Annotated in this window: 2 protein-coding genes; both read right to left on the bottom strand. The window is 26.2% G+C overall.

The features are described 5' to 3' along the window. Positions 1–163 precede the first annotated feature (163 nt). Complete coding sequence (locus CCPUN_RS04180; RefSeq protein ID WP_133282319.1) at positions 164–616, bottom strand: WapI family immunity protein; 453 nt, start codon at positions 614–616, stop codon at positions 164–166. Between the two features lie 17 nt (positions 617–633). Further along, a partial coding sequence (locus CCPUN_RS04775; RefSeq protein WP_204594663.1) for a hypothetical protein occupies positions 634–852 on the bottom strand: 219 nt, incomplete at its 5' end.

The raw sequence follows: 852 nt of genomic DNA, 5'->3' as shown, positions 1-852 counted from the left end.
TCTTTAAAATGATCGATACATTTCTAACAAAGAAAAAATTTAAAGATTTTTTTAAGAAAAATATTGCATCTCTATAGTAGATAATATTTTTCGTATATGCTTCACATAAGTATGTATAATACATATGTAAATCAATGATCTAATAAAAATAAATTAGAATGTACTAAATCGGTAATTGATTAGTATATTTTTGAAGCTCAACAAACAATTCACGTAAAAAATCTTCTAAAGATGCAACATTTACATTCAATGAAAATGAGAGTTTATCAGAATTATTTTGAATAGTTATATCAAAAATGATATCTCCAGATTTAGTAAATCCAGCTTTCATTAATAATACACTTTCTAGAGTCCAAAAATCTACTTCAAAATCTTGAAAATTTTTCACATTGAATGCTTTCTCTAACTCATTTAATAATTTATCCAATTCATTATATAATACTTGTAACTCACCAATAAGTAAATGAGCATGGTATATACGAGCTGAGAAACACTCAATATCAACTAAAAAATCAACATAAACCCATTGTCCATCTTCGGTTTTTGGATCTCTATCTGGATAGATACGATCTACAATTTCTATTGTTAATTTACCTGGATTTCCTTCTAATATCATATTGCATATTTAAATTTTCACTTCCAAAATACAGTAACTACATCTCCGTTTTCATTTGCTATTACTTGTAGATTATCTTTAAAGTATACAAATGTTCCAGGATACTTTCCTGGAATAACTTTCGTTGGATTCATTATAGTCAGGACTTTCGCAAAGTATTGAATAATTGATATTTTTGTAGTTATAGTTACTAACTTCAAATTATTGTACTCAACGATGAAAGTTACTACGCAACT

This window comes from Cardinium endosymbiont of Culicoides punctatus (assembly GCF_004354815.1).
Lineage (GTDB): Bacteria > Bacteroidota > Bacteroidia > Cytophagales > Amoebophilaceae > Cardinium.
The sequence above is the reverse complement of the archived record's forward strand: the minus strand, read 5'-3'. Positions and strand labels throughout refer to the sequence as shown.